Raw genomic sequence first — 21,983 nt, 5'->3', positions numbered from 1 at the left:
GCCTAAAAAAAGACCTGCCTAATAAAAGGCAAGTCTCGTATTATACTATCTCATTTCTACCCAGCCATTTTTAATGGCGACCACAACGGCTTGCGTCCGGTCGTTTACATTCATTTTTTGCAAAATATTGCTCACATGGTTTTTGACGGTTTTCTCACTGATAAACAATGATTCGCCGATACCACGGTTGCTTTTTCCGTCTGCAAGCATCTGCAGCACTTCACATTCCCGTCTAGTTAAGATATGTAATGGTCTGCGGATTTCAGGGTAGACCTCATGCTGAGGGTGTGCAGAAACTCCGCTTGTTGCAAGACGGCGGAATTCGTTAACGAGATTGTGAGTAACCTTCGGATGAAGGTAAGAACCTCCCTCGGCAACTACTTTAACCGCTTCAATTAATGTATCAGCATCCATCTCTTTCAGCAGATAACCTCTCGCGCCGGTTTTCAGGGCATGTGTTACATAATTTTCATCATCGTGAATTGATAGAATAATTACTTTAGATTCAGGATACAGCTCTACAAGCTGTTTTGTAGCTTCCACACCATTTACGTTTGGCATATTGATATCCATGATCACAACATCAGGATGATAGTGCTCGACAATACGAGCCGCTTCATCTCCGTCGTCCCCTTCGGCTACCACTTCAAAGGTAGGTTCAAAATCCAATATTCGTTTAACACCTTCACGAAATAACTGATGGTCGTCGATAATAACAATGTTTACTTTAGTCACAAGCCACGCCTCCTTGTATTATTGTTCTATATACTCTAGCATTCGGTCAATATGCCTTTTGGCTCTATTTTACAAATCATAGTCAAAGAGATAACGGAACCTTGATCATAATAAATGTCCCAAGACCTATTTTCGAATCTATTGTTATGGTTCCTTCCAATAAATCTACTCTTTCTTTCATGCCCAACAAGCCGAATGATTTATTTTTCTTCTCTTTCGCTTCCTTCAGGTCAAACCCTTTGCCGTTATCTTTTATCATTAAAATCACAAAATCCTTTGTGACCTCAACTTTGACAGTAATTTCTTCAGACTCGGAATGCTTTAGCGCATTAGACACAGCTTCCTGTGCGAGCCTGAAGAGCGCCACTTCAAACTGGGGCGCAAGCCGCCTATCCTCTGTGTCACCGATACACTGAAAATGTATTTTGACATTACCGTTATATTCCTCTGTTGTATATAGATATTTTCTCAAAGTTGGAATCAGGCCTAGGTCATCAAGGGCCATCGGTCTTAAATCATATATAATCCTTCTCACTTCGTAAAGGGCATTCCGCACATTTTGACGGAGATTTTTAATTTCTTGGAAACCGTCCTCAGTGCCGCGGTCACGGAAAATCCGCTCGATTAATTCCGATCTCATCATCACATTTGCCAGCATTTGAGCGGGTCCGTCATGAATTTCTCTGGAGACCCTTTTTCTTTCTTCTTCCTGCGCCTCAATAATTCTTAAGCCAAAATCCTGTTTTGCCTGAGCATCAGCAAGAAGCATTCCGACTTCGCGCAAATCCTGATTCAGGTAATTAAGAACAACTGTAATTTGGCTTACTAATGATTCAGACCGTTCAATGATTTCCTGAAGGCCTAACAATCTGCGCTCTAAATCATCCCGGCGTTCGCGCAGCTGCTTCTCACGCTGCTGGATCATCGTCAATTCTACCTGCAGCTTGTGGGCTTTTTCGTAAGCATTGCGAATTTCTTCTTCACTGAATCTATGAAAATTGCGGCTGACCTCGGATAAACGGTTTCTCGCATGACGGGTTTGCACTTCAAGTTTATCGCCAAGCTCGATGACTTCATAAACCTGCTGTTTAATTTGTTTCAGTTCTTCAACCAGCTGTTCATACTGCTGGCGTGACTGCTCCCCGATTTGAAAAACCTCATCCTTGCTCCCGTCAACGGTTTTCAGCATCTTCATCAAAATAGAATCCAGAACTTTGGAATCCATCTTTGTTTTATTCATAATTTCCCTCCGTCACGGCGTTGTTATATATTTTTATTATAAATGTAATTGATCTGCAATTTATGTCGAATTATAATGAAAGAATGCGTATATTCTAGAAAAAAACAATTTTATATACCTTCTATTCTTTATGATACCAAATTACGCACAAAAATTCTAAAGACTGTACGAATTTGTATAGGCAGTCTTTTATGCTTAGCAGGAGGGTCAGCAAGCATGCTGCACAGCTATTTTACTGTGAAAGAAACAGGAGAACACGAGATTGTTATAGAAAAATCGCGTTTTATCTGTCATTTAAGCCGTGTTTCTACCGAACAAGAGGCACAGGAATTTATACAGAAAATAAAGAAACAGCACTGGAATGCGACTCATAATTGCTCGGCTTACGTCATTGGCGAGAACGATCATATCCAAAAAGCCAATGATGATGGAGAACCAAGCGGTACAGCGGGAGTGCCGATGCTTGAGGTATTAAAAAAACGCGGCCTTAAGGATACTTGCGCCGTCGTTACACGATATTTCGGAGGCATTAAACTTGGGGCCGGCGGATTAATTCGCGCTTATGGAAAATCAGTGTCTGAAGGATTAAATCATATAGGTGTTGTAGAACGAAAGCTTATGCGCGTCATGCACACTTCCGCGGATTACACGTGGCTTGGCAAGATTGAAAATGAACTAAGAGAATCACAATTTCTGTTAAAGGAAATCCATTATGCCGAAAATGTTGAATTCGAAACATACGTCGAAAAAAAAGAAACAAACACATTTTCTGAGTGGATGACAGAACTGACAAATGGAAAGAGTGATATTAAAGAGGGAGAGTTGACGTATCTTGAAAAAGCCGTCAATCACATAAAGGAGACTTAATAATGGCTGAACGCGTTAGAGTGCGTGTGCGAAAAAAGAAAAAGAGCAAACGCAGGAAAATTTTAAAAAGAATGATGTTATTGTTCGCCCTTGCATTATTGGTAGTCGTAGGGCTTGGAGGATATAAACTTTATAAAACCATTAGCGCTGCGGATGATTCATATGATGCTCTTTCCCGCGGAAATAAATCAAATCTTCGCAGCGAAGTTGTAGATATGAAGAAAAAACCGTTTTCTATTTTATTTATGGGAATAGAGGATTACGCGACCAAAGGACAAAAAGGGAGATCAGACTCTCTTATTGTCGTTACCCTGGATCCCAAAAATAAAACCATGAAAATGCTGAGTATTCCGCGTGATACACGAGTGCAATTAGCCAGTAACACAACCGGAAGCAAAACAAAGATTAATGCCGCTTACAGCAAAGGCGGAAAAGATGAGACAGTTGAAACTGTTGAAAACTTCTTGCAAATCCCGATCGATAAATATGTCACAGTCGATTTTGACGGCTTTAAAGATGTGATTAATGAAGTTGGCGGTATTGATGTAGATGTGCCTTTCGATTTTGATGAAAAAAGTGATGTAAACGAAAGCAAACGGATCTACTTCAAAAAAGGCGAGATGCATTTAAACGGCGAAGAAGCCTTGGCGTATGCCCGTATGAGAAAACAGGATAAACGCGGAGACTTTGGCCGTAATGACAGACAGAAACAAATCTTAAATGCGCTGATTGACCAAATGTCAAGTGCAAGCAACATTGCTAAGATTGATAAAATCGCAGAAAAAGCAAGCGAAAACGTTGAAACCAATATTCGCATTACTGAAGGTTTAGCGCTGCAGCAGATTTACAGCGGCTTCACCAGCAAGAAAATCGACACGTTGAGCATTACAGGATCTGATTTATATTTAGGGCCGAACAACACGTATTATTTTGAACCAGATGCCACAAATCTGGAGACTGTCCGAAAAACGCTCCAAGAGCACTTAGATTATTCTTCAGATACAAGCAGCACTGGCACAGATGAAAGCACAACAACTGATGATACAACGTATTCGAATGACAGCAGCACAAACTCAAACAGTACAACGAATTCAACAACTGATTCATCATATTAAAAAAAATGCCCGATCCTTTAGAGGTCGGGCATTTTTGCGCAGAAAAAAACTCCGGCGTCTTCAGCCGGAGATTTTAATTTCTTTTCACCAGCCGTTTATAAAATTTCGTAAACGGCTTAAATTTTTCATTCACGAGCCCTGTCACTTCTGCTATGATTTGCATAAAAATAATTAAAACGAAGATAATAAACAAAGAGAGCCAAATTGTGGCACTTTTAAGCACGATTGCACTGATGCTGAAAATGAATCCAATGAGATAAATCACAATGACCGACATCCGGTGTGATAGGCCAAAGGCCATCAGTCTGTGATGGATATGGGACTTATCGGGTGCCGAAATCGGCTGTTTGTTTAAAATTCTTCTGACGATAGCAAATGTTGTGTCAAAAATCGGCACACCTAATATAATAACCGGGATAACGATACTGAACAATGTTACGCTTTTATACAGGCCTAATAATGAAAGAATCGAAATACAATACCCTAAAAAAAGTGATCCTGTATCACCCATAAAGATTTTGGCCGGATGAAAGTTATGGAACAAAAATCCAAGCGTACTGGCGATAACCACCAGTGATAGTGACAGAATGAGTACTTTTCCGCCGGATAGCGCCATAACGGCGATCGTTGACAGGCCGATAACAGAGAGACCGGCAGCAAGGCCATCCAATCCGTCAATCAGGTTAATCGCGTTTGTGATGCCGACAATCCATAATACTGTCAGCGGATAAGCCAGCCACCCTAACTCAAATCGTTCTGCTAAAAAAGGCACTGAGAAAAAGTCCATTTTTAAGCCGGTGCTTACAATCATAATGGCTACACCTAATTGAATCAAAAACTTAACTTTTGCACTTAATTGATATTTATCGTCAAGAATACCTAACACAATAATGATGAATGCTCCGACTGTAATAGCCGTCATTTTTGTTTCTGTGTAAATACCGGATGCAAGCACGCCTGCAACCACTCCGATAAATATGGCCAGCCCGCCCATCCGGGGCATGATTTTGTCATGTACTTTTCGATTGCTGGGCTGGTCAACTGCACCTATTTTAATCGCAATCCTTTTTACGATTGGGGTTATGATTAAAACTGTCAGCAGCGAGACAATAAACGCAACAACAATGCGAATCATGCGTTCGTCAAGCATAAAGAAGTCTCCTTTGGGATTAAATAAAGTCTTTATTTATATAGAGAACCGTTCCTTCCATTATACCTTCTCCCTAGTTATTATAACAAGCTTCATCAAAAAGAAACACGTATAATCAAAAAACGCGCATCCCAATTTATAGGACTACGCATGTTTTTGAATCCCTGTATATTTCATGATTTGTTTAAATAAGCAATTCCAATCTTTTTCGCGGGCGATGTTTCGGCGCATTTCTTTATACGTTTCGTTCCCGTGTTGGCCAAGCACTTTTTCGCATGCGGCGATAAAATCAAGCGGATGATCGCCTTCTACATATTCGTATACATACGGCTTCTGCATTTTTGAAGTCGATGGAAGATTACAGCCGACGACAGGCTTTCCAGCGGCTAAAAATTCAAATAGTTTTAACGGAAAAACGGCTTGATTATACGATGAGTTTTTATATGGCATGATGCCGATATCGATAAGCTCCATATATTGAGGAACTTCTTTTGGCTCCGCCGGACCGGTCCATATCACATTGGGAAGCCTCAGCAGCTCTTGAAACGAGACATCGCCATTAGTGGCATCAGGACCAACCCATAAAAATGTCCAATCAGGCTTTTGGAGCGCTGCTTCTTCAATCATTTTAAAATCGAGTTTAGGCTTAATTCCGCCGATAAAACCTAATACGATTCCTTCTCTTCCCTGCAATATGCTGCGATCGGGAGCCGATTTATTTGCAGAAAACAGCTCATATTCCACACCGTTTTCGACAGTATGCACCTTTTCTCTTCCCGCAGTCAGTTTTTTGTCTACTTCTTGGTGGAGATAATCCGATGAACAGGTTATGGAATCTGCACGATGTATAATTCTCAGCTCTGCCGATTTAATGACTTTTCGCCGGAGTTCAGACAGCAGATTTGAACGTCCGCTGATCGGCGCCGCCCATAAGTCACTGCAATCATAAATCACTTGATCCCAAGAATATAGCGAAGACAGCAGCGGGAAACCGGGAAACGTGTACCATAAACAGCAGCGTTCACCGTTTGCAGAAGCAGAAGTCAGCTTATCAAGTAATGGTGATAGCTTATGTCTGTAAAAAACATCTGTATATCGTCCGAAACGAAACATTTTTTTCTGGAGCAAGTCTTTAACAGCGAATTGCCTGATGCCTGAATGAACTTGCTGACATTCATTCCCTTGGGTTCGCAGAGCCGGACAAACCCAAATGACTTCCTTCGTTTCCTCCTGAGCAGCTAAAAATTCCGCCAGCCGGTGCCGCCTGTATCTCAATTGGTCTTTTCCCCATTCAGCAGTGGCAACGATGACATGAATGATTGCTTCTTTTGTTTCCACCTTCATCACCTTTTCTCTCTTTTTGCGGTTATAATCTTTTTTTCACCGCGTTTTTTGCATATTGAACAAAACACCATGTTGCTTTGATGAAATGAAGCCGTTCGATCTCTCTATAGACAAACCACGTTTTTTTCGCAGCCTTCCATTTGTTGCTGGATATCGAGTTATTTACAAGCCGATATTCAGCCAGGCATTCATTCATCCCATAAGCGGTAAACCCTTTTTTTAAAAGAGACAGCCATGTGGCCAAGTCCTGCCGCGTTCTGATATTCGGCATTTGGATCTGTCCCGTTTGTTCCCTGTCAATCATTACCGTCAAGCAGCCGATAATCGTATTTTTCAAGGCGTCATCGTACGTCAGGCTTTCCGGGGCATCAATATATTTATCGAGCGGGGTTCCGTCCTGCGCCATTAAGCTGTAGCCTGTGAAAGAAAACGCACAGGAGCGCTCCATCATAAAATCAAGCTGCTTTTCGAGTTTGTCTTTTTTCCATGTGTCATCACTGTCCAAAAATGCTACAAATCGTCCTTGAGCACGCTCCAATGCTTTGTTGCGGGCAACCGCAGCTCCGCTGTTCTCTTCCAGATACACCACATGAATTCTTTCATCTCTTTCTTCATACTGCTTCAAAATGCCGCGTGTCCCATCCGTTGAGCAATCATCCACGATAATCAATTCCCAATGGGAGTGGCTCTGATCTAACACTGAATGAATCGTGTCTTCAATATAGTCACGCGCATTATAAGAAGGTGTAATGACAGATACAAGAGGTTTCCAATTGGTCATGATCACATCTCCATCGGTATGATTTTAAAAGGACTCTCTAAAAAATTCAGGAATGACAACGAACATAAAGGCAATTGTGAGGCCGATCATAACGCCAAGAACCGCTTTCTTTTTCGGGGACATTCCGCCGCCAGCCGCCTCACTTACGGTTTCAGAATCAGTGATACTGGCTGCTTTCAGATTAAGCTTTGTGTTTTGCAGCTCATACAAAAATCTTTCTTTATCCACTTTGGAATCCTCACTCACCGTCTCGCCTTCGAGCGCGTCTATACTGCGGCGGATGACGGCTTCTCTTTCTGCGTACAGTTTCTGATCGTTTTTGAGAAAGGTGGAGGAAATGGCGTTTAAGACAGATTCCGTTTTACCCTTATCCTCGTCGCTATAGCCCAAGGTCAGTAAAGATTTGGATTCCGCTTTGATGGTAAGCTTCTCCTTAATCTCAGCCAAATCTTCAGCCTTTTCATCAGGAAGGGCCTCCTTCAAAAAAGAGTCGCTCTTGAGCAAAAGGGGAATCTCCTCTATGTTGTTATAAACCGGATGATCATATCTCCCCACAGCTAAAGTGTCTTCAGCTGTATAGCGCTTTTGGTCGGCGATCTGGGACGGCAGGATATACCCCGCCGCACCTAATATAATTGGCACCGCTATGATCCAAATGATATTTTTTTTCATGCGACGGGCTATTTTTATCAATATATGGTTCATATAAGTCTCCCTGCTTTTTGTAGTCTGTTTATCTGTACACCGGTTCAGGCATCTGTCTGGATCGCCTTAACACATTCACAGCGGCGATGACGAGGGCCAGAAACACCCAATGAAAAAATAAATTTGAAACAGAGCTTGGGCTGATACTTGATGCCAAGAAACTGACCAGAGCAGTAATAAGCCCTTCTGTGATCAGTTTTGACTGCTTTTCTAATTTTCTTTCATAAAATTTATAAAGCACCCATATAAGGTAGGCATAAACGGCGAGATATCCCAGCATAATGAACAAGCCAAAGTTAGCAAGGATTTCAACAAGCCAGTTGTGCACCTCTGTCACATCGTCAGTATCATATAAAGCATAGTGCTCAAGATAATAGGATACATTCCCTGCTCCGACTCCGAATCCGTATGAATCAAGGAAAAAATGCCACGCGTTTTTCAGCAGATTGGCCCGGCCCACATTGGATGGAAGCCTGTCATGAAATGAATGCAGCGTCTGCGGAGCCATAAACAGCTCCCAAAACTTTGAATAAATCCGGCTGGCGAATAGAACTGCAAAAATGGCAACCCCTGCCGCTGACACCCATATGGCCATTTTCTTGAGAACAGGCGGCAAAACAATGAAAATGTAGACAGCAATGCCTGCAAAAATGCCGAGAAGGCTGGCCCTTGAACCGGTAGCAAAAATTAAATACAGCGCACAGAGCGAGAGCACAAGGCCAATCGCCTTGAGGTATCCATTCTTTATGTTTTTCATCATCGTGATGTAAAAAAAGAAACTGATCGATAAAAAGGTCGCAAAGTCATTTTGATTAAAAAAGACAGATGTCGGATAATGCTGCTTATATTCCGGTCCGCTGTACAGTGTTGAACTCGGGAGATGGTGATGGGTCATGTGATTGTAAAAACCGATGATCATCAGAAACACTGTCATGACAAGCCAAATCGAATAAACCATCATCAGCTGCTCCATTTTTTGCACGTACATGACAATGATGTAAATGAAGAAGATACCCATAGCCAACAAAGCCAAATATTTGATACCGGCTGTCACCGACTTGGCCCACAGCAGGGAAACAAGGCCGTATATAAACCAAAAGGCGAAAAAGAGCAAGATCCCTTTCACTTGCAGTCCGTTCCATCTTTCAATATGTGTTCGATTCCGAATCATACCGATCACATGGAGACATCCCGCTGCAAGGAGCAGAAGCCTGTAAAGGAACAAACTGAAAAAACCAAGATGAATCGCGAAAAATGCATTATTTAAAAAAGTGCAGGCGATCAATATATAGATAACAGCCATAAAAAGCCGTTCTTTTGTTGTAAATGCGGTTGCAAGCGCTAGCGCAAACAGCCCGATTACCAATACCGCGAGCACGGCAGCCATCTGCATGAAACCTGTATGTGTGCGATTGGCTCCCAGCAATAGGATGATCCCAAATATAACAGCGGCCAATAATGCAAGCGTATGGACCGCTGAACGTTTGATACTCACATGTTTAACCCCTTTCCTGATGTTTCAGGAGCCGGCGGCCGAGCCTAAGCAGCCGACAGTTTCAACCCAAGTAACACTTTTTCTTTTTATAAATTGACACTCCCAAAGTCTTTAGCCAATTCCACGAGCGGCAAGCCCGGAAAATACCTGTCAGAAGGTTCCTTTCCCCGAACAGCGGGACGGCCGATAGAGTGGTAAATGTATCCGGCTGCCTGCATCTCCTCAAGTGAGAATAAATTTCTCCCATCGATGATGATTGGCTGTTTTAAGATAGTTTTCACTTTTACAAGCTCCATTTCTTTTACTTCCGGCCAATCCGTTAAAACCAGGCATGCATCTGTGTCCTCAATCGCATCATACACATCTGTGTAATACTCGACCTGTTCGCCAAGGATTGCTGAAGCTTCAGGAATCGCAATCGGATCGTATGCTTTTACATGTGCGCCCAGCTGCTGCAGCATCGGGATAATATCTAGAGCAGGAGCGGATCTCACATCGTTTGTATTCGGCTTGAAGGCCAATCCGAGGACGGAAATGGTTCTTCCTTTGATGCTTCCCATAACAGTTAAGAGTTTATCTACAATATGAACGCGCTGCTTTTCGTTCGTTTCAATGACAGCTTCAATGAGCTTGAATGGATAGCCGGCCGATTTTGCGATTTGAAGCAGTGCGGTTGTATCCTTTGGAAAACACGAGCCGCCAAATCCAATACCTGCTTTTAGGAACTTCTTGCCGATACGGCTGTCAAGCCCTACGCCATCAGCAACTTTCGAAACATCTGCGCCGACTCGCTCACAAATGTTTGCGATATCGTTGATAAAGGAAATCTTTGTCGCCAGAAACGCATTTGCGGCGTATTTAATCATTTCTGCACTTTCTAAGTTTGTTTTAATGACAGGAGTGTAGAAAGGCTTGTGCAGATCCTCAATGATGGCAGCGGCTTTATGGCTTGTTGAGCCAATCACGGCACGCTCCATATTCATCGTGTCATGAATCGCTGAGCCCTCCCGAAGGAATTCAGGGTTAGATACAACATCAAAGGAGTATCTTCCTTTTGAAGCTTTTTGAACGATAGATTGAACCAGTTTTCCTGTTCCAACCGGGACTGTGCTTTTATTTACGATAACTTTATAGCCGTTCAGGTGCTCACCGATCGTTTTCGCCGCCGCTTTGACGTACGTTAGATCAGCTTCACCTGTTTTGGACATCGGGGTTCCGACTGCAATATAAATAATGTCAGATGCCCGAATGGCGGACGGGATATCGTTAGTAAAGGACAGACGCTGATCCAGCACATTTTTTTCAACTAAGTCTGCAAGCCCTGGCTCATAGATTGGGATTACCCCATTTTTCAGACTTCTAATTTTTGATTCATCGATATCACAGCAAGCAACTTTATTGCCGATCTCCGCAAAGCAAGTGCCTGATACGAGTCCTACATAACCTGTTCCAATGACAGCTATTCTTTTCACAGCGATCATCCCTCTCCTGTAAAATGATTGTCCTCTTTATATTGGTCGCAGTTTCTTACGATTAAACGGACGTTTTCACGACCGTCTGATACTGATGATACAAGGCCTTGGCATTTTTTCCGGCGTCAAATTGTGCCTGCACGATTTCATACAAATCATCGGCTATTTCCGGTTTCCACATTTGCTCATGTTCATACAGAGCAATCGCTTCCGCCAAGGCTTGAGCAGACCTCGGTTTAATCAGCAGATGCCGATGCTTACCGAATAACGATGCCACTCCGCCAACATCCGTACAGATGACAGGAACCCTTAGCGCGAGCGCCTCAATCACGACAGTCGGCATCCCCTCACTGTAAGAAGGAAGCACGAACATGTCTGCCGCAAGCAAATAGTCTCTCACCTTATGATTCGGCACTTGGCCTGTGACGATATGCCCTTTTTGCATCAACATGGACTTTGCAGGACCGTCCCCGACAAAGACTGCCTTAGGAGGTTGCTTCAATGACTCGATGGCGTCAGACAGTTCAAAAATGCCTTTCTCCCTGACGAGCCGGCCCACATAGACGGCCAGACGCTGATCGAGCGGGAGCCCGAGTTTTTTTCTGGTTTCTTCTTTTGTCTGGTCATTCTCCTGAAAGCGGCTGAGCTGTATGCCGATCGGCAGAACCGAGCTGTCCAAGCCGGAAAGCTTTTTGGTTTCTTCCTGAAGCTTGTGGCTGACTGCTAAAACAGCTGACGCGGAACCTATCGCACGATTGAAGGCTTTAAACGCCCCTTTGCTGTAATGCGGATAGACATTCACATCACTGCCGTGCAAGGTCAGGACATATGGAATTCGCTTTGACTCCGACACGACTGCCGCAGCCCCGCCCGATGGCATGGCAAAGTGCGCATGAATCAGATCCGGATGTAAGTCGCACTGTTTCATCATTTTTAAAACGGCTGTTGCGATCCTCCGATGAGGCTGCGCCCACTTCAGCTGGCCGGGAACCGCTCGATAGAAAGGCCGGTAAACCGGTATCCCCTTCCTAATCTCATACTCCGGTCTGGCATCCTTTTTTCGATATGTCTTTTTCAACATGCGGACAGGCGCGGAATGAAAAGGCCGCGGGCATATCACGGTGATATCAAGCCCAAGTTTTTGCAGCTCTTGGACCTGTGTCTCATGAAACACACCCTCACCGGGTTTCAGACTGCTCGGATATACGCTTGTGATCCACAAAATCTTCATGACAAACGTCCTTTTCTTAGTAGTTTACTTTTCATTTGAGGGTACGCTTTTACCAAAAGAAAAAGATAGCACAGCGCCCCGGCCGCCACTGAAATGGCCAGCCGCATTTCTGCCTGCAGACTGAAGTGTTCCGTACCTAGGCTTACACCAAACGCGATGATAGCCATCACGACTGTGATCAGAAACGGCTTTATAATCGACTGGAAGTAGGCCGAAAGATTAAGCTTGATGACATATGCCAGCAGCCAGCGGCCGATCAGGAAATTGAAAACACTGATGATGGCATATACCCATGCGACAGTCAGCAGACTTCCCGTCTGAACGGCTGCAAACAGTGACAATCCGTACAGCAGCAGCACACCGGAATCCCAATAAAATGCTAAGTCCGCTCTTCCTTTAGCAAGCAGCACAGATCCATTTGGATTCATGAGCACTCTTAGTATCCCGACAATGGCCAGAACATTGAGAACCGGTACAGCAGCGAGCCATTTTTCTCCGAAAACCGCTGCGATAAAGGCGTCTGACACAGACACGAGCCCGATTAACAGCGGAAACGAAACAATCGCCAGCATCTTTGTCATATTCAGAAAGCCTTCTCTGATCACGCTGTTTTCATATTTGTTTTTTGCGAAAACAGGGAATGCCACCCGTGTCACAATCGGATTGATTTTCAATACCGGAATGGTGACAATCTGGTAAGCAAGGTTATAAATCCCCAACGCTTCAGCACCGATAAACCGTCCGATCAAAATCATATCGATATTCGCTCCCAGCCTGTTCACAAGACGGGATGAAAGCTGAAAAGCTCCAAAGGAAAAGAACGCCTTCATTCCCCTTAAGTCAAAAACAAAAGCGGGGTGCCATTTTTTTCGGTATACGGCCCAATACAAAATCCCTTTACTGGACTGCAGCAGCACTTGAGAAATGACGTACGCTAAAATCGCGTCCATCATAAAAACCGCAATCGCTAAATATCCGAAGGACAATGCGTTTGAAAAAATCTCAATTTTGCTTAACGTATTAAAATGCAGCTGCTTTTGCAGCATATACTGGTACTGCTGTCCGATTGGCGCAATCAAAAACATAATCGCTAAAATCCGAATCAGAAACACCAGCTCTTCTCTTTGATAAAATCCCGCAATGGCGGGACTGCTCACATATAAAAGAACAAACAGCAAAACGCCGGTCATAATGTTAAGCCAATACAAGGTTGACAGCTGGCGCTCCGTTGCGTCATCCCTCTGAATTAACGCCGCGCCAAATCCCATATCAAGCACAATCTGGGCGAACACTGTAACCGTTGTGATCATGCCGACGAGTCCAAATTCCGTTAAGGTCATCATATTTCCTAGCAGGGCAAACTGAACAATTTGTATGACTGTAATGCACATCGTCGAAATACTTGTCCACTTTGCGCCGCTTATGATCTGTTTTGTAATACTTGGCATCATATTCCCTACTTCGTTTTAAGCTCAGACTGATGGCAAATGCAGATGTTCAGTTTTATCTTGCACCATCACCTGTCCACACTACTTTACAAGTTTTTAACATAATTTTTAATTCTAAAGTGAAAGTCAGATTTCGAATGTAATATAAATCAAATATCAGTTTTTCCTTCGGCGTCATATCATAACCGCCGTTCACCTGAGCCCAGCCGCTCAATCCCGGTTTAACAGCCAAACGCTGTGTAAAGTCTGGAATCTCATTCTGGAATTTTTCTGTAAACACTGGACGTTCCGGACGAGGGCCTATCATACTCATATCGCCTTTCAGCACATTAAATAGCTGAGGAAGCTCGTCAATTCTCGTTCTTCTGATAAAAGCTCCGATCCTTGTCACCCGCGGATCTTGCTTCTGCGCCCAAACAGCCCCAGACTTCTCGGCATCTATTTTCATGGAACGAAGCTTATAAAGCTTAAATCGTTTCCCGCCTTTCCCTACGCGTTCCTGCGTATAAATGGCAGGCCCCGGCGTCTCCAAACAAATCAGTATTGAAAATACCGCAATCATTGGCAGCGCAATCGTCAATCCAATGAGCGCAAACCAAATATCCATTACGCGCTTTACTGCTAAATAACGAGCCGCCTTTTCAGACAATGTAAAAGAATGTATTTGCTGAACTGAGAATTCACGACTCACATTCATGCTTTTCTCTGCACTCACTGACACACACCTCACGATTTGTTTGGGATGTTATGATGACCTATGCCAGTCAGTTTAGCAGACGGATGTTAATTGGATGTAAATGGTATGTTAAGAAGTGTGAATTTGTTATTTTTTCTGACATTTAACTGTAAACTTTTTATTGTTTTAGACACTTTTTTTAAAAATTAAGCATATTGTATAAAAAAGAGACAAACCATTTTTCAGATTTGTCTCTTTTCTCTGTGAAGCATTTAATATTGAAAATAAAATTTTGATTTAGAGGTTAACAGCTTATATTGAACCTCAACTGTTTTACGAAAGACTAACATTGATTTTCGTTCCACGTTCTTTGAGTCGAGGATAATTTCTTGGTTATCCACTTTTGCACTGATTTTATTTTGAGAAGTGTTTATCGCAAAATCAATTAATCGATGTTCTTTCTGGACATGAGCTAGCTGCTCAAGCATACTCTGCACGTTAACCGTCAATTTCGTACAATTAGGCTCTAAATCAATACGTTTTACCGGCAAGGAAATTTCAGCCTGACCGGTATTGACAATGATTTTTGAATGATTTGGCAACCAGATTTGCTTATCTTTCAAAAGGAATGATAAATCTTTGGATTCTGTTTCGTAAGAAAGTTCAGCTTCTGTATAAGCATGTTTCTTGATATCAATCGAAAGATTATCATAGTTCATGGTGAAGTATGGTCTGGCGCTGTAGACAAATAAAGAATTATGCCCTAAATACATTGTTTTGGTTGAATATTTGTACGGCGCCCGTTTGTTTCCGATTCTTCCCCTTAGTTTGTAGCCGTCTATAGATGATTCAATAAAGAAATCCCAAACGCCTAAGTCTTCTTCAGCAGAGGCTAATTCATCAAACTTACACTCAAATGTAAACGTTGAGTTTTCAAATGAAACTGGAGAAAAATATTTTTCTGCTTTTGTACTGCGATGAACAAACACTCCTGTTAGTGATTGGTTATTATTTGTTTCTTCATCTACCAATGTGTGTCTCATCGTTCCCTCAATGCTGAGGCTGCGATCGCTGAATTCAATATTTTCCAGATAATGTTCAAGCTTGTTTTTATCATTTACCTTTAACAGTTCTTCAGAAATGGAATAACCCTCTAAGCTCGGATAACGCGCAATTAAATTCCCGTTATGCACAGTACAGTACTTTTTAATATCCTGTTCCTCTCGTTCGTACTGGGTTAACCCTTGCAAGTCATTATTCCGAATAAACAGCAGCCTTAATTTGATATGCGAAAGCACTAATTGATCCACCACTTCAGGCACTGTTCGTATAAATGACGCCAGATAGTGAAACCATTCTGCTCTTTCTTCGTCTTTTTTCAATTTAATCGTGACATTTCTGGTCCGTGAAAAATCAAAATGCCTATTTAAAAATACCGCCATCAGCTTCATTTTTCTGTCTTCTTCAAGGTCACTCGCTCTGACTGCATGAATAATATCTTCCATTGCTTCATAAAAATTATCTGGAGAGACATAAGCGCCGCTCATATGATCTCCGTCTCGTTTGACCGCATAGTAATAATCATAGTCAGCTAAAACAGATATTTTCTTTGCTTTCAAATATGCCTTCATCGTGAAGACCTGATCCTCTGCCGCCTTTATATGAGTAGGAAACGTTAACTGATTCTCTTTCAAAAGTGAATTCCTATATAATTTTGTAGGTCCCAGACTAAAAATAATTCTGGAGTCTACAAGATCCACATCAGCGTTTGTTTCGTTAAACATTGATTTTGGAACGCCTCTGCCGTTTACCCCTTTTAATTTTCCTAAAGTAATATCTGATTGATTTTCTTTTGAGAAATTATACCACCTCAACAATGCTTCATTTCCCAGATAATCATCGGAATCCACAAAAAGAATGTATTCACCCTTGGCGATTTTTATCCCATCATTGCGGGGTGCACCCGGACCGCCTGAATTTTCCGTTCTTTCAATAACAACAATATTCTCATACTTCTTTTTATATTGCTTCAAAATGTCTAAAGATGAATCCGCAGATTTATCATCGACACAAATAATCTCATAATCGTCTGTTGGCATCGTTTGATTAACTAAGCTGTCAAGACATTCGGAAATAAGATCTTCTGAATTATATACAGGGATAACAATGCTTATCTTCATCGATTACCTCACTACCGTAATGGTTCGGTTATATTTTTTGCCTGATCATTATACCAAAAAACATCTGTCAATAAAAATAGGGCTTAGCTTAAATTTTGTTAAACTTTTACATAGCATGTATACTTTAAAATTTTTATCATTTTATCGTATAAAAAAATTGCCGGCAACTCCTGATGGGTTCTGCCGGCAAGCCGTATGAATGTATAAAGCTGTTAACGTTTCTTCCTAATAATAGCCGATAATTCCTTCATAAATCGCTTGAGCTGCTTTTTCTTGGTACAAAGCACTTTTCAACTTACTTGCATCGTTTACATTTGAAATAAATGCCAGTTCAACTAAACTGCTCGGCATTGTTGATTCTCTGATCACATGGAAATTACCGATTTTCACGCCGCGGTTTTGAGTATTGAGCGCTTTGTAGAGCCTGTTTTGGATTTCTGTCGCGAGACGTTTGCTGTTTGCTGACTCATACTTTGTATAATAGTATGTTTCGGTACCGGTTGCAGAAGAGGTTGCTGAGTTGGCATGAATACTTACAAACAGATTTGCACGATTGCTTTTGGCTTTTGCAACCCGCTCAGAAAGCTCTAAGAAGAAATCTGTAGATCTAGCCATAACCGGAACAGCCCCGCCCTTAGACAGTTTGCTGTTTACAAGCTTTGCTACGGCAAGGTTCACGTCTTTCTCCTTTAAACCATTACCGACCGCTCCGCTGTCGTATCCCCCGTGTCCGGCGTCCACAAATATCTTTTTGCCTACAATGACATTTTTCAGCTGGTTCGTGACATTGCCTGTAACTGAAATGGTTCCTCCAAGTACAGTGAATGTGTTCTTGCTATTTGATCCGATGACTGTTCTTGTGGCAGTCGGCAGTGAACCGGCATCTGTAAACAGCATTGGGCGATTTTGCTTTGCCGCCAGCACAGAACCCGATAAGGCATCGGCATATTTATAGCCATTGCTGACAAATGCAGCCTTTGATGAAGAATAGTACTTCTTCGCTATGTTCGCAGCCACTTCAAAACGGCTGTTTCCGCCGATTCTTGTTGGTGAAGGAAGCTGGCTGTAAACACTTTTAGAAACACTGATTTCTCCTCCGACCACGATCGTCGATGTTGTTCTTTTTCCGCTCATCGCATTTTTTGTCGGTGTGGGAACTGAGCTTGCCGTTGTTAACAGAATCGGAATACCGTTGCGAGCGGCATAAGAACCGATCGCCAGACTGTCAGCATATGCCGTTCCATTTGCGATGACCGCTCTTGAATTTGAAGACAATTTTTTTGAAATATTTTGGGCAACTTCGTAGCGGCTTCTTCCGCCGATCCGTTCCACAGTGGAAACACCCAATTTTTTAATGTCACTTACAACGTTGTTGGAAACACTGATCGTTCCGCCAATGACGATGACCTTGCTCGGTTTGAGCTGGCTGATTCTGTCTTTGGTCGGTGTTGTCAGCTTAGATGATTCCGTCAATAGAATTGGAGCATTGTATTTATAAGCCAGAGGAGCAGCGGTTAAAACATCGGCATATGCTGTTCCGTTCGCCACAATAACTGTGCTCGCACTGCTCCAGCCTTGTTTTGAAACATTCACAGCAACCTCATATCTGCTTGCTCCATCCAGCCTTGTGACAGAGTTGGCTGCAAAAGCATTTGGTACAAACAACACGACTCCCAATATCAGAATTGGTAAGCTTTTAAGAAAGATCCGCAAAGATAGTCCCTCCAAAGATTGATAATGATTCATAAATCAAATAACGAACGAAGGAGACAGAACTGCGCCTCCCTGAACTTCTACCAATCTTTTAATAGCTTGATAGAGTCGTTCCCGGATAGTAAAAACTTAAAATTGTTGTATATGACTGCCCGGCAGCCGCTCTGGCATTCGCTCCATATTGGCTCATGCCTATGCCGTGCCCATATCCCTTACCGCTAATGATAAAGGCGTTTGTATTACTTGAGACAGAAGCGTATGTACTCTTCATATTTGAAGCGCCAAGCATCGTTCTCAGCTGTGTCGCAGGTACAGAAATTGTTGCTGTTTTTTCACTCAGGCTGCCATTTGAAAGAATGTAGCCATTTGATTTTTCCTTCACGAAATATGAGAATGTCACACTTGCTGTTTCCGGCCGCTGACCGGCAGTTTTTGCCGTGCTGAATTTCACACTGGATATTTTCGTGATTTTGATAGACTCGGCAGTGCTGTATTTATTTTTGATAAACCAGCTTTTCAAACCGTTCAAATATGCGGAGTTGATTTCATTTTTAGTGCTCCACCAAGATCCCGGACTTTTGAGATTCAAGCTGCTTTTATCGAGCTGGGTTTTATTTAATGACAGAGACCAGCTTCTCTGCGGGTCATAGGAGTCTTTTTTTGCGATTAAATAAGGAAGCTGGCTGCTCCATACCTCACCGCTCGCTTCCGTGTAGCCGCCGTTACTTGAGGAATATGTAGCCGAAATCAAATTGCCGTTGTATTTCAATACTTTTCCTTTTGTGGCTTCTACAACCTCTGACGTTCTCGAATTCCAGTCATATCCGCCATATACCTGAAAGGCGGTGGTGTCTTGTACTTCTTTTCCGGCCGATCTGATGGAATAGGTACGGGCAGCGACAGCTTGAGCTTTAAGTGCTTCTTTTTGCCAGCTAGCCGGCATCTCATGAGGTACAACACCCTTTAAATAATCTTCGAAAGGGATATTCACATTAATCGGACGAACATATTTGCCTGACTCAATCGTGAATTTCATATTTCCAAGATACGGCTTTCCATTCAGACTGATAGAATTTGTCGTTGCATATTTTTTAGGATTTGCTGTGAAAGAAGTTCCAAGCGTCTTAATAGCAGTGCTGTTTTTATAAAGCACCAGGTTTCCGCCGGATAACTTAACTGAATAGCCAGATCCTGAAAAAGTATCTGCAAGTTTGTTCTTTAGCGTATCACTCACGGAGATGCTTCCTCCAAGCAGTGCAAATGACTGAGTTCCTTTTGACGCCACCACATCGGCGACTGGTGACGGGAGACTGCCGGATTCAACCAACAGTAAAGGACTTCCCTGCTTCGCTGCAAGTACAGATCCTGTCAAAGCATCCGCAAAGGTTTTGCCGTTTGACATGAAGACCTTTGTCGCTTTCATATTTAATTGTTTGACGATGTTGGCAGATACCTCATACCGGGAAACACCGCCAATCCGTTTTACAGCTGCCTGCTTTTTTAAAGTGGCTTCTACACCAGTGCTGACACTCAACGGGCCTCCGACAATTGTAACGTTGCTCGGAATTCTGTAATCGCTGCGGATGTTATTGTCTCCCGCAAGTAAAATCGGATAACCGTTCATTGCAGCATATGGCGCGATTGACAGGGCATCTGTAAAGACCATGCCTGTAGCCACTACTGCCTGGCTGTAATTCCCCATTCGATCGGCTATGTTTTTGGAAACCTCGTAACGGGTTGCTCCGCCAATTCGATCGATAGAACCATATTTTTTCAATGTATTTTCTACATTTTTAGAAACACTGATCGTTCCGCCAATGATGAGAATATTGTCAGGATTTAGTTTTGCTATTTCACTTTCTGTTTTTGGTGTTAGCGAACCTGCGTCTGTTAATAAAATCGGTGCGTCGTATTTTTTGGCAAGCGGTGTTGCTGAGAGCGCATCTGCAAAAGCGTCTCGATTCACAATGACCACAGTCGTTGGATTTGTCCAGCCGGCTGAAGCTACATGATTGGCAACATCAAAACGGGTTGCCCCTCCGTATCGCTCTGTATCCGCAATTCTTGAGCCCGGAATTTCATAGCCGCCTGTAATATCGACATTCAAGCTTGATTTGTTGCCTACATAATTGCTCAGCTTCACCGAAATGGTTTTATCAGCGGCTTTCGCAGACTGCATAAACGCCGGGCATGCAAGAGCCGCCGCAGTGACTGACGTAAGAAGCAAGAGCTTCATTTTTTTCAAAACATAGAACCCCCCTAAGAAGTTTTTATTACTTCGTCTCAAGATTCTTTAGCGTTAAGACGCCATTTGAATCTTTTGTGTATTCAACAACAACTTTTTGTCCTTCTGAAATGCTGTTCATTTTGTCCTGAAGGTCTGAACCAACCTGAATCATAGTCTCGTCACCATCAATATCGACTGCAATCGTATGGCTGTCCGCCAAACCGGCAAACGTGCCGTCCTTCGTTACAGTCTCTTCAGCAGCCGCATCCTGGCTGTCTGTATTTGTTTCTGAACCTGATGAGTTCTCAGCTGTGCCGCATGCAGATAAAAGTAGCAGCATTGAGAACATTAGAATAGCAAGTTTTTTCATTCCTATATCACCTCTCCTGTTTTTATCGACAATTTTAAGCTTATTTTAAGATTTCTATCAAAACAACGAAAAGTTTTTGCGGATTTTCTTAAAACACCGAAACATTTGTTACAAGCAGCCGTCTATTGTAAAGAATCAGACAAATTTTAGTTGTTTTCAAATATTAAGAAACTTATAATCGTACTAGATTACAAAAAAGCGAGGACTTTATTATGAGAGCTGAAAAAAGAAAGAAAAAGAGAAAGGCATTACTTGTCATTTTAGCCATTGTGGCCGTTTTAGTGCTCGGTACAGGCGGCTATGCCTACTACTTATGGCATAAAGCTGCTTCAACTGTGGCAAGTATTCATGAGAGTATTGATAAATCTAAAAAAAGGGATAAAGAGGTCAACATCAATAAAAAAGATCCGTTTTCCGTCTTAATTATGGGTGTGGATGAACGAGACGGAGATGTAGGCCGTGCCGATACGCTCATTTATATGACCGTTAACCCAAAAACGAATACAACTGACATGGTCAGCATTCCGCGAGACACATATACAAAAATTATCGGAAAAGGCACAATGGATAAAATCAACCATTCATACGCATACGGCGGTACGCAGATGACAGTTGATACGGTTGAAAACTTCCTCGATGTTCCGGTTGATTATTTCATAAAAGTGAACATGGAAAGCTTTAGAGACGTTGTTGACACACTTGGCGGCATAACAGTTAACAGCACATTCGCGTTCAGCTATGACGGTTATTCATTCGGAAAAGGTGAAATCACGCTGAACGGCAAAGAGGCGCTCGCCTATAGCCGGATGAGAAAAGAAGATCCAAGAGGCGATTTTGGCCGTCAGGACCGCCAGCGCCAAGTCATCCAAGGAATCATTAATAAAGGCGCGAATATTTCTTCCATTACGAAATTTGGAGATATGTTCAAAGTGGTTGAAGATAATGTGAAGACAAACTTGACCTTTGATGACATGTGGGATATCCAGTCCGACTACAAGGGCGCGCGTAAAAAAATTGAGCAGCACGAACTGAAAGGTCAAGGCACAAAAATCAACGGAATCTACTACTACCAAGCTGATGAAACTGCCCTTTCCAATATCACAAAAGAGCTGAAGGAAAACCTGGATAGCTAAAACAAAAAGAAGCTTCGCACAGTGGGGACTGACCCCCGTTTTTGAGACAGGGATCAAAACACCTTTCAAACAGCCAATTGCCGATAGTTTATCGGTGATTG

General features: G+C 42.6%; 18 protein-coding genes. 3 read left to right on the top strand and 15 right to left on the bottom strand.

The window, feature by feature from the left end; translation table 11 throughout:
- Nucleotides 1-45 precede the first annotated feature (45 nt).
- Both degU and degS read right to left on the bottom strand, forming a co-directional pair.
- Nucleotides 46-735 carry a two-component system response regulator DegU gene (gene degU / locus ACY3LV_RS12705; protein WP_003219701.1) on the bottom strand — a complete coding sequence of 230 codons (690 nt, stop codon included), beginning with the start codon at nucleotides 733-735 and terminating at the stop codon, nucleotides 46-48.
- An 82-nt stretch (nucleotides 736-817) separates the two neighbouring features.
- On the bottom strand, nucleotides 818-1,975 hold the full coding sequence (degS, locus tag ACY3LV_RS12700) for a two-component sensor histidine kinase DegS (protein ID WP_148962624.1): 1,158 nt from the start codon (nucleotides 1,973-1,975) through the stop codon (nucleotides 818-820).
- A gap of 216 nt (nucleotides 1,976-2,191) precedes the next feature.
- On the opposite strand from degS, the gene ACY3LV_RS12695 reads away from it, so the two are divergent.
- Both ACY3LV_RS12695 and ACY3LV_RS12690 read left to right on the top strand, forming a co-directional pair.
- Nucleotides 2,192-2,842, top strand: a complete 651-nt coding sequence (locus ACY3LV_RS12695) for a YigZ family protein (protein ID WP_148962623.1) — start codon at nucleotides 2,192-2,194, stop codon at nucleotides 2,840-2,842.
- 2 nt (nucleotides 2,843-2,844) lie between these two features.
- Nucleotides 2,845-3,957 carry an LCP family protein gene (locus tag ACY3LV_RS12690; protein ID WP_148962622.1) on the top strand — a complete coding sequence of 371 codons (1,113 nt, stop codon included), beginning with the start codon at nucleotides 2,845-2,847 and terminating at the stop codon, nucleotides 3,955-3,957.
- A gap of 73 nt (nucleotides 3,958-4,030) precedes the next feature.
- Here the strand turns inward: ACY3LV_RS12690 and ACY3LV_RS12685 are convergent, their stop codons facing one another.
- From ACY3LV_RS12685 to ACY3LV_RS12625, 13 genes are all read right to left on the bottom strand, one after another.
- Nucleotides 4,031-5,107, bottom strand: a complete 1,077-nt coding sequence (locus ACY3LV_RS12685) for an MraY family glycosyltransferase (RefSeq protein ID WP_087991564.1) — start codon at nucleotides 5,105-5,107, stop codon at nucleotides 4,031-4,033.
- Nucleotides 5,108-5,251: 144 nt separating this feature from the next.
- On the bottom strand, nucleotides 5,252-6,445 hold the full coding sequence (gene tuaH / locus ACY3LV_RS12680) for a teichuronic acid biosynthesis protein TuaH (RefSeq protein WP_464863974.1): 1,194 nt from the start codon (nucleotides 6,443-6,445) through the stop codon (nucleotides 5,252-5,254).
- 28 nt (nucleotides 6,446-6,473) lie between these two features.
- Nucleotides 6,474-7,232: a teichuronic acid biosynthesis protein TuaG gene (gene tuaG, locus ACY3LV_RS12675; protein ID WP_333560988.1), complete on the bottom strand. Its 759-nt coding sequence runs from the start codon at nucleotides 7,230-7,232 to the stop codon at nucleotides 6,474-6,476.
- 24 nt (nucleotides 7,233-7,256) lie between these two features.
- Nucleotides 7,257-7,937 (bottom strand): teichuronic acid biosynthesis protein TuaF, encoded by a 681-nt coding sequence (gene tuaF / locus ACY3LV_RS12670; RefSeq protein WP_333560989.1) that lies wholly within the window; start codon nucleotides 7,935-7,937, stop codon nucleotides 7,257-7,259.
- Between the two features lie 28 nt (nucleotides 7,938-7,965).
- Nucleotides 7,966-9,432: a teichuronic acid biosynthesis protein TuaE gene (gene tuaE, locus ACY3LV_RS12665; protein WP_464863905.1), complete on the bottom strand. Its 1,467-nt coding sequence runs from the start codon at nucleotides 9,430-9,432 to the stop codon at nucleotides 7,966-7,968.
- A gap of 86 nt (nucleotides 9,433-9,518) precedes the next feature.
- The gene (gene tuaD / locus ACY3LV_RS12660) at nucleotides 9,519-10,904 is read right to left on the bottom strand and encodes a UDP-glucose 6-dehydrogenase TuaD (RefSeq protein WP_464863973.1); all 1,386 of its coding nucleotides are present in this window, start codon (nucleotides 10,902-10,904) and stop codon (nucleotides 9,519-9,521) included.
- 61 nt (nucleotides 10,905-10,965) lie between these two features.
- The gene (gene tuaC, locus ACY3LV_RS12655; RefSeq protein WP_464863904.1) at nucleotides 10,966-12,135 is read right to left on the bottom strand and encodes a teichuronic acid biosynthesis protein TuaC; all 1,170 of its coding nucleotides are present in this window, start codon (nucleotides 12,133-12,135) and stop codon (nucleotides 10,966-10,968) included.
- A complete protein-coding gene (tuaB, locus tag ACY3LV_RS12650) occupies nucleotides 12,132-13,583 on the bottom strand; it encodes a teichuronic acid biosynthesis protein TuaB (RefSeq protein ID WP_148962616.1) in 1,452 nt (483 codons plus the stop codon). The genes tuaC and tuaB overlap by 4 nt, the downstream gene beginning before the upstream one ends.
- Nucleotides 13,584-13,638: 55 nt before the next feature.
- The gene (locus tag ACY3LV_RS12645) at nucleotides 13,639-14,298 is read right to left on the bottom strand and encodes an exopolysaccharide biosynthesis polyprenyl glycosylphosphotransferase (RefSeq protein ID WP_333560993.1); all 660 of its coding nucleotides are present in this window, start codon (nucleotides 14,296-14,298) and stop codon (nucleotides 13,639-13,641) included.
- Between the two features lie 233 nt (nucleotides 14,299-14,531).
- Nucleotides 14,532-16,439, bottom strand: a complete 1,908-nt coding sequence (locus ACY3LV_RS12640; protein WP_333560994.1) for a glycosyltransferase — start codon at nucleotides 16,437-16,439, stop codon at nucleotides 14,532-14,534.
- A gap of 225 nt (nucleotides 16,440-16,664) precedes the next feature.
- Nucleotides 16,665-18,152, bottom strand: coding sequence for an N-acetylmuramoyl-L-alanine amidase (locus ACY3LV_RS12635; RefSeq protein ID WP_333560995.1), 1,488 nt, complete (start codon nucleotides 18,150-18,152; stop codon nucleotides 16,665-16,667).
- A 91-nt stretch (nucleotides 18,153-18,243) separates the two neighbouring features.
- Nucleotides 18,244-20,397: a SpoIID/LytB domain-containing protein gene (locus ACY3LV_RS12630; RefSeq protein ID WP_333560996.1), complete on the bottom strand. Its 2,154-nt coding sequence runs from the start codon at nucleotides 20,395-20,397 to the stop codon at nucleotides 18,244-18,246.
- A gap of 28 nt (nucleotides 20,398-20,425) precedes the next feature.
- Nucleotides 20,426-20,749, bottom strand: coding sequence for a hypothetical protein (locus ACY3LV_RS12625; RefSeq protein ID WP_333560997.1), 324 nt, complete (start codon nucleotides 20,747-20,749; stop codon nucleotides 20,426-20,428).
- A 212-nt stretch (nucleotides 20,750-20,961) separates the two neighbouring features.
- Here ACY3LV_RS12625 and tagU point away from each other — a divergent pair, with 212 nt between their 5' ends.
- Nucleotides 20,962-21,882 (top strand): polyisoprenyl-teichoic acid--peptidoglycan teichoic acid transferase TagU, encoded by a 921-nt coding sequence (tagU, locus tag ACY3LV_RS12620; protein ID WP_087991574.1) that lies wholly within the window; start codon nucleotides 20,962-20,964, stop codon nucleotides 21,880-21,882.
- Nucleotides 21,883-21,983 lie beyond the last annotated feature (101 nt).

This window comes from Bacillus sp. 11C (assembly GCF_055486375.1).
The sequence above is the reverse complement of the archived record's forward strand: the minus strand, read 5'-3'. Positions and strand labels throughout refer to the sequence as shown.

What these genes read in the sequence shown, in the direction of transcription:
- degS (WP_148962624.1), bottom strand. Translation starts at nt 1,975, where the DNA reads ATGAATAAAACAAAGATGGATTCCAAAGTTCTGGATTCTATTTTGATG.
- ACY3LV_RS12695 (WP_148962623.1), top strand. Translation starts at nt 2,192, where the DNA reads ATGCTGCACAGCTATTTTACTGTGAAAGAAACAGGAGAACACGAGATT.
- ACY3LV_RS12690 (WP_148962622.1), top strand. Translation starts at nt 2,845, where the DNA reads ATGGCTGAACGCGTTAGAGTGCGTGTGCGAAAAAAGAAAAAGAGCAAA.
- ACY3LV_RS12685 (WP_087991564.1), bottom strand. Translation starts at nt 5,107, where the DNA reads ATGCTTGACGAACGCATGATTCGCATTGTTGTTGCGTTTATTGTCTCG.
- tuaG (WP_333560988.1), bottom strand. Translation starts at nt 7,232, where the DNA reads ATGACCAATTGGAAACCTCTTGTATCTGTCATTACACCTTCTTATAAT.
- tuaF (WP_333560989.1), bottom strand. Translation starts at nt 7,937, where the DNA reads ATGAACCATATATTGATAAAAATAGCCCGTCGCATGAAAAAAAATATC.
- tuaC (WP_464863904.1), bottom strand. Translation starts at nt 12,135, where the DNA reads ATGAAGATTTTGTGGATCACAAGCGTATATCCGAGCAGTCTGAAACCC.
- tuaB (WP_148962616.1), bottom strand. Translation starts at nt 13,583, where the DNA reads ATGCCAAGTATTACAAAACAGATCATAAGCGGCGCAAAGTGGACAAGT.
- ACY3LV_RS12640 (WP_333560994.1), bottom strand. Translation starts at nt 16,439, where the DNA reads ATGAAGATAAGCATTGTTATCCCTGTATATAATTCAGAAGATCTTATT.
- ACY3LV_RS12625 (WP_333560997.1), bottom strand. Translation starts at nt 20,749, where the DNA reads ATGAAAAAACTTGCTATTCTAATGTTCTCAATGCTGCTACTTTTATCT.
- tagU (WP_087991574.1), top strand. Translation starts at nt 20,962, where the DNA reads ATGAGAGCTGAAAAAAGAAAGAAAAAGAGAAAGGCATTACTTGTCATT.